General features: G+C 34.1%; 8 protein-coding genes. 6 read left to right on the forward strand and 2 right to left on the reverse strand.

Annotated elements, in window-relative coordinates; translation table 11 throughout:
• The first annotated feature begins 1 nt into the window (after nt 1).
• From ABJI11_RS18140 to ABJI11_RS18165, 6 genes are read left to right on the forward strand one after another with little or no spacing between them, the layout of a single operon-like run.
• Complete coding sequence (locus ABJI11_RS18140; protein WP_348355556.1) at nt 2-892, forward strand: 3-hydroxybutyryl-CoA dehydrogenase; 891 nt, start codon at nt 2-4, stop codon at nt 890-892.
• Between the two features lie 23 nt (nt 893-915).
• Nucleotides 916-1,569, forward strand: a complete 654-nt coding sequence (locus ABJI11_RS18145) for a YggS family pyridoxal phosphate-dependent enzyme (RefSeq protein WP_348355559.1) — start codon at nt 916-918, stop codon at nt 1,567-1,569.
• A gap of 40 nt (nt 1,570-1,609) precedes the next feature.
• Complete coding sequence (locus ABJI11_RS18150) at nt 1,610-2,977, forward strand: exonuclease domain-containing protein (protein WP_348355562.1); 1,368 nt, start codon at nt 1,610-1,612, stop codon at nt 2,975-2,977.
• A 1-nt stretch (nt 2,978) separates the two neighbouring features.
• Complete coding sequence (locus ABJI11_RS18155) at nt 2,979-3,839, forward strand: ion transporter (protein ID WP_348355565.1); 861 nt, start codon at nt 2,979-2,981, stop codon at nt 3,837-3,839.
• Nucleotides 3,832-4,752, forward strand: a complete 921-nt coding sequence (gene miaA, locus ABJI11_RS18160) for a tRNA (adenosine(37)-N6)-dimethylallyltransferase MiaA (RefSeq protein ID WP_348355568.1) — start codon at nt 3,832-3,834, stop codon at nt 4,750-4,752. The genes ABJI11_RS18155 and miaA overlap by 8 nt, the downstream gene beginning before the upstream one ends.
• Entirely contained in the window at nt 4,745-5,233 is a 489-nt protein-coding gene (locus ABJI11_RS18165) for a gluconokinase (protein WP_348355571.1), read from the forward strand. The genes miaA and ABJI11_RS18165 overlap by 8 nt, the downstream gene beginning before the upstream one ends.
• Before the next feature lie 54 nt (nt 5,234-5,287).
• Here ABJI11_RS18165 and ABJI11_RS18170 read toward each other — a convergent pair whose 3' ends face one another.
• Nucleotides 5,288-6,001, reverse strand: a complete 714-nt coding sequence (locus tag ABJI11_RS18170; protein ID WP_027067244.1) for a response regulator transcription factor — start codon at nt 5,999-6,001, stop codon at nt 5,288-5,290.
• Between the two features lie 6 nt (nt 6,002-6,007).
• On the reverse strand, nt 6,008-7,063 hold a 1,056-nt coding region (locus ABJI11_RS18175), incomplete at its 5' end, for a HAMP domain-containing sensor histidine kinase (RefSeq protein ID WP_348355574.1).

The following is a 7,063-nucleotide window of genomic DNA, read 5'->3' on the forward strand; positions in this document are numbered from 1 at the left end:
TATGAAAACAATTGCAGTTATAGGTGCAGGTACAATGGGTAACGGAATTGCCCACGTATTTGCCCAAAACGGATTTCAAGTCCACCTAATAGATGTTTCTAAAGAAGCCTTAGATAAAGGTCTTGCTACTATAGCAAAGAATCTAGACCGTATGGTGGCAAAAGAAAAAATAAGTGAATCGGACAAAGAAAGCACACTTGCCAATATTACGTCTTTTACAGCATTGAAATCTGGTATTTCAAAAGTAGACCTTGCTATTGAAGCCGCCACAGAAAACGTTACGATTAAGCTTAAAATTTTTAAAGAGTTAGATGAGGTTTGTGATGCAAATACCATTTTAGCCTCTAACACTTCTTCTATATCCATAACACAAATTGCCGCAGCTACCAGTAGACCTGAAAAGGTTATTGGAATGCATTTTATGAATCCGGTGCCGATAATGAAATTGGTTGAAATAATTCGTGGTTATAGCACCTCTAACGAGACTACCGATGCAATTATGGAACTTTCCAAAAAATTAGGGAAGACCCCTACTGAAGTTAATGACTACCCAGGTTTTGTGGCAAATAGAATTTTAATGCCCATGATCAATGAAGCTATTGAAACTTTACATCATGGCGTTGCAGGTGTTGAAGAAATAGACACGGTAATGAAATTAGGTATGGCACACCCTATGGGACCATTACAATTAGCTGATTTTATTGGGTTAGATGTTTGCCTTTCTATACTGAATGTAATGTATGACGGATTCAAAAATCCGAAATACGCACCATCACCATTACTGGTTAATATGGTTATGGCGGGTAAAAAGGGTGTAAAATCTGGAGAAGGGTTTTATGATTATTCAACAAACAGAAAGGCGGAAGTAGTATCTGACCAGTTCACTAAATAAAGCATATTAGAATTGAAATTTATATGTCTATAAAAGAAAATCTATTAGCCATTAATAAAACCATTCCTGATACAGTAACCCTAGTTGCCGTTTCTAAAACAAAACCTATGTCATATATTCAAGAAGCATATGATAAAGGACAGCGTATTTTTGGAGAGAACAGGGTTCAAGAAATGACAGAAAAGTGGGAGAATTTACCAAAAGACATAGAGTGGCATATGATTGGTCACTTACAGCGTAATAAAGTCAAATATATGGCTGAGTACGTTTCTTTGGTTCATGGTGTTGACAGCCCAAGGTTATTGGCAGAAATAAATAAACAAGCGGAAAAACATAACCGTATTATTTCATGTTTGCTTCAGGTGCATATTGCCGAAGAAGACACAAAATTCGGGTTTAATGAAGAAGAATTACTTGAATTGGTAGACAACGAACAATTTAAAGCTTACAAAAATGTAAAAATTGTTGGCCTCATGGGTATGGCTACCTTTACCGATAACCTTGAACAGGTTCGGAAAGAGTTTAGCGGTTTAAAATCGCTTTTTACAAAACTTAAAAGTAACTATACCGATTTTACTACGCTCTCTATGGGTATGAGCGGTGATTATAAAATCGCAATTGAAGAAGGTAGTACCATGGTACGTATAGGAAGTAGTATCTTTGGTTCTAGAAATTAATATCTAAAACACTACCACCCCATAAATTATATTATAATACATGTACGCAATTTTAGATATTGAAACTACTGGAGGAAAATTCAATGAAGAGGGAATCACTGAAATTGCTATTCACAAATTTGATGGACAAAAAGTCGTTGATAAATTTATAAGTTTGGTAAATCCTGAAAGGGAAATACAACCGTTCGTGGTCAAACTTACTGGTATTAATAGTAAAATGCTTAGAACGGCACCTAAATTTTATGAGGTAGCAAAACGAATAATAGAGATTACGGAAGACACCGTCATTGTAGCCCATAATGCCCAGTTCGATTATAGAATTCTAAGAACCGAATTTAGACGTTTAGGATATAATTTTGAACGCAAAACCCTTTGTACCGTAGACTTGTCAAAGCTTCTTTTACCAGATGCGGAATCGTACAGTTTAGGTAAACTTGTACGATCTCTAGGCATACCGGTAAGCGATAGACATCGCGCCAATGGGGACGCCTTGGCAACCATAAAACTCTTTAAATTATTGCTTGCCAAAGATTCTGAAAAAATAATTATTAAAGACACTATCAGAAAAGAAACTCAAGGTGAACTTTCTGAAAAGCAATTGGATATTGTACGAGACTTACCGAACAAAACCGGAGTCTTTTACATGCATAATAAAGATGGAGACATTATTCACCTTAGCAAATCCAGTGATATAAAAAAGAGGGTCAACCAAATTTTTACCAAGACCAATGATAAGTCTAGAAAGCTAACTAAAGACACTAAAAAAGTTACTTTTGAACTTACAGGTAATGAACTTGTTGCAATTTTAAAGGAACACGAAGAGCTTTTAAAGCTTAGACCTAAATACAGCTCCATTCCGAAAAAAAGAATGTATAGTCACGCTATATGTAAAAGCGTTAACGAAAATGGTTATTTTTCTTTAGATATTAAACCTTACAGAGAATGCAAAGAGCCCATAGGACTTTTTAACGGTGTATTCAGTGCTAAGAATTATTTATATAAAATTACCAAGGAATTTGAACTATGCGAGAAAGTGAATGGTATTAGTGAAGCTCGTAATAATTGTTCTGGTTATGATGATAGCAAATGCAATGGTGCCTGTATTAATAAAGAAGACGTAGAAGAATACAATAAACGCGTTTTAGCGGCAACTACCCAAAATAGTATTAAAGCCAACAAAGTTGTTGTCGTAGACAAGGGTAGAGAAATTGGCGAGCAAAGCGCTATTTTACTTAAAAATGGTTCTTTAGTAGGCTTTGGTTTCTATGATTTAAACTATCAAATAAATAATATTCATATCTTAGAAAGTATTATTACACCAATGAATGGCACTCGTGACGCTAATTACCTTATTGAATCTTATTTAAGAAAGAAACGGGTACTTAAAATAATTGAGATAAACGATTAGTTTGAAGGAAGACGAAAAACTATCACCTTGGAAGCATAAAATTCATGAAATAATTTATGAAGCAGATACCCCTATGGGTAAATTGTTTGATATTATTCTCTTCATAATTATTATTTTCAGTGTAATACTTATCATGCTGGAAAGCGTTAAAGCTATTGATGCAGAATATCATGAAATTCTGTTTGTACTTGAATGGATTGTTACCATTTTTTTTACTATTGAATACATAGCACGAATTATATCCATAAGAAAACCCAGCGCCTATATTTTCAGTTTTTATGGTATCATAGATTTTTTATCTACTATTCCATTATATATCTCCTATATTTTTGCAGGATCACAAGTACTATTAGCGGTTCGCGCATTTAGATTATTACGCGTTTTCCGTATTTTAAAACTAGCCCGTTTCCTTGGCGAAGCATCTCAATTAAAAAGAGCCTTAAAAGCTAGTAGGGCAAAAATTACGGTATTTCTGTTTGCCGTACTCATTGCCTCTGTAATGATGGGAACACTTATGTATTTAGTAGAAGGTGACGAAGCAGGATTTACAAGCATACCCACAAGCATATACTGGACTATTGTTACACTGACTACGGTTGGTTACGGTGATATTGCTCCTATAACGCCACAAGGTCAAGCTATTGCTACAATTATTATGCTATTAGGTTATGGTATCATTGCCGTACCAACAGGTATGGTTACCGCTGAATTTTCAAAACAAAACAGGGGCAATACTTCAAATCTAAAAGAATCTGGCAGTTACGTTCATATTAATACGCAAAGCTGCCCTACTTGCAGTAAAGAAGGTCATAGAGATGACGCTACCCATTGTTATAACTGTGGATCTATATTAAATGAATAAAATTCTTATATCTGTAGTTGGGCCAACAGCTATTGGCAAGACCAAATTAGCTATAATTTTAGCTCAACACTATAATACTGAAATCATTTCAGCCGATTCCAGGCAGTTTTTCAAAGAAATGAATATTGGTACCGCAGTACCTAGTTTAGAAGAGCTATCGCAAGCAAAACACCATTTTATACAACATAAAAGTATTACGGAAGAATATACCGTAGGTGATTTTGAAAGAGAGGCCATTCAAAAATTATCAGAGCTATTCAAAGTTCATGATATTGTAATTATGGTTGGTGGTAGCGGTCTTTATGTTAATGCCGTTACGGACGGACTTAATAATTTCCCAACTGTTGACCCATCTATTCGTGAAGATTTAAATACCGAACTAGCAGATAAAGGCATCGAAGTTTTACAAAATAAATTAAAACTATTGGACCCTACATATTTTGAAAAGGTGGACATCTTTAATCCTCAGAGAGTAATCAGAGCATTAGAGGTTACCATTGGTAGCGGCACCCCTTATTCATCGTTCTTAAACAAACCAAAAGCAGAAAGAGAATTTAAAGTTCTTTCTGTTGGACTAAAAGCTGAACGTCCATTAATCTATGAACGCATTAACCAACGTGTAGATCTTATGGTCAAAGCAGGATTCTTAGACGAAGCCAAAAACTTAATCGAGTACAAAGACTATAATGCTTTACAAACTGTTGGCTACAAAGAGCTTTTTAAATATTTTAACAATGAATGGACTTTAGAGTTTGCTGTATCTGAAATAAAGAAAAACACACGAAGATTTGCCAAAAGACAACTTACCTGGTTTTTAAGAAACAAGGATACAATATGGGTTGAATATGATTATAACCCTAAGACTCTTTTACCAGAAATTGATAATGATATTGTAAATTTAAAACATGATTAAAAAACAAATCTTATTCTTAATGGGTGTTTCCGGTAGCGGTAAATCTACCATTGGTCAACTGTTAGCTGAGAAATTACAATTTCCTTTTTTTGATGGAGACAGTTTTCATCCAGAAGCGAATGTCAAGAAAATGAGAGAAGGTCACCCATTAAACGATGATGACCGCCAAGGCTGGTTAGAAAAGCTAAATAAGGTAGGTATAGAAAATTTAGCTACCGGAGCTGTAATTGTTTGCTCATCCTTAAAAGAAAAATATAGAACCATACTAGGTAAAAACTTAGAAGATAAACATCAATTTGTTTTTTTAGAAGGCAGTTTTGAACTAATTGAATCTCGACTTAACAAACGAGAAAACCATTATATGCCTAAGGGCTTATTGAAATCTCAATTTGATGATCTTGAAACTCCAAAAGATGCACTAACAGTTTCTATAGACCAAACTCCTGATGATATTGTAAAGGATATTATCGAAAAGTTATAAAAACAAAAAAGCATCCCGGTAGGATGCTTTTTTATATAATAGTTCTTAGGAAAATTATTCTCCTTCAGTCTTTACAACTAAACGGAAACCTTCACCATGTATGTTCAAAATTTCAACGGTATCATCAACTTTAAGATACTTACGTAGTTTAGCAATGTAAACATCCATACTACGAGATGTAAAGTAGTTATCATCTCTCCATATCTTCGTCAACGCTAGTTCTCTTGGCATCAAATCATTCTCATGTAAAGCCAATAGACGCAATAACTCATTCTCTTTAGGAGAAAGTTTAATTGATTCCTCGTCTTTATATTTCAAGAATCTTAATTTAGAATTCAAGTGAAAACCACCAATTGTAAATTCAAATTTCTTACTATCCGCCAATCCATTAGATGCTTTTCTTTGAAGAATGGCTTTTAATTTCATTAGTAAAACTTCAGAATCAAAAGGCTTGTTCAAATAATCATCTGCACCAGCTTTATATCCTTTAAGAACATCTTCCTTCATTGTTTTTGCCGTCAAAAATACAATGGGAACATTCTCATTCTTTTCACGTATTTCTTTCGCTAACGTGAAGCCGTCCTTGTAAGGCATCATAACATCTAAAATGCAAATGTCATAATTATCCTTCTTGAACTTCTCAAAACCTTCCATTCCATTCTTTGCCAAAGTGACGTCAAAGTCATTCATTGACAAATAATCCTTCAATACAATCCCAAAATTTGGGTCATCCTCTACTAAAAGTATTTTCTTGTTTATTGTTTCCATATATTTTTATATTAACGGCAGTTTTATGTAAAATGTACTTCCTTTTCCTTTTTCACTTTCGGCATATACTTCGCCTTGGTGGTCTTCTACTATTTTTTTAACGTATGACAATCCTAATCCATGCCCTTTAACGTTGTGCAAATCTCCTGTGTGTTCTCGATAGAATTTTTCAAATACTTTCTTGACCACAGCCTTACTCATACCAGCACCTTGATCTCTAACTTTTATAATGATATAATTCTTAGCTCTTTCTGTAAACACATCAATTTTAGGTGCCTCTTCAGAATACTTAATTGCATTATCCAACATATTTACAACTACATTGGTAAAATGCATTTCATTTGCCAATACCTCACATCTTTCAGCATCTAAATGTGTATGTATATATCCTCCCCTATCATCTACTATTAATTGTACGTGAGTAATAGCATCTTCTATAATGTCGTGAACATTAACCCTATCCTTACTAATATCAAGCTGATTTTTTTCAAGTTTAGAAATTCTTAATACATTCTCTACTTGAGCATGCATTCTTTTATTCTCATCTCTAATCATCTGTAAATACCGTAAAACCTTTTCCTGATCTGTTATTATTTTCGGGTTTCTAATCGCTTCAACAGCAAGATTAATAGTCGCAATGGGAGTTTTGAACTCATGCGTCATATTATTAATGAAATCTGTTTTTATTTCAGATATCTGCTTTTGTCGTATCAACTGATAAATTGCACCCGCATAAGCTACCACTATAATAATGGTAAATAATAATGACAAGAGTGCCAGACCTAAAATGGACTGTACCAAGAATCGTTTTTTCTTCGGAAAGGAAATTAACAAATCGAAATTTGAAACTCCCTCAAAGTCTACAAACATTGGAGATTTGTAAATATTTGATTCAGCATACTTGAATTTAGAGGATTTCACCTTGGTCGGCAGACCATTACTATATACCCCATATTCAAATGCAATATCAACACCTCTATTCTCTAACTCTCGTTTTAAAAGTAATTCTATTTCTTGCTTGGAAACACGCTTATGTATTGGTACACGCTTGGCATGAACCAT

The organism is Maribacter sp. (assembly GCF_039968975.1).
Classification (GTDB): domain Bacteria; phylum Bacteroidota; class Bacteroidia; order Flavobacteriales; family Flavobacteriaceae; genus Maribacter.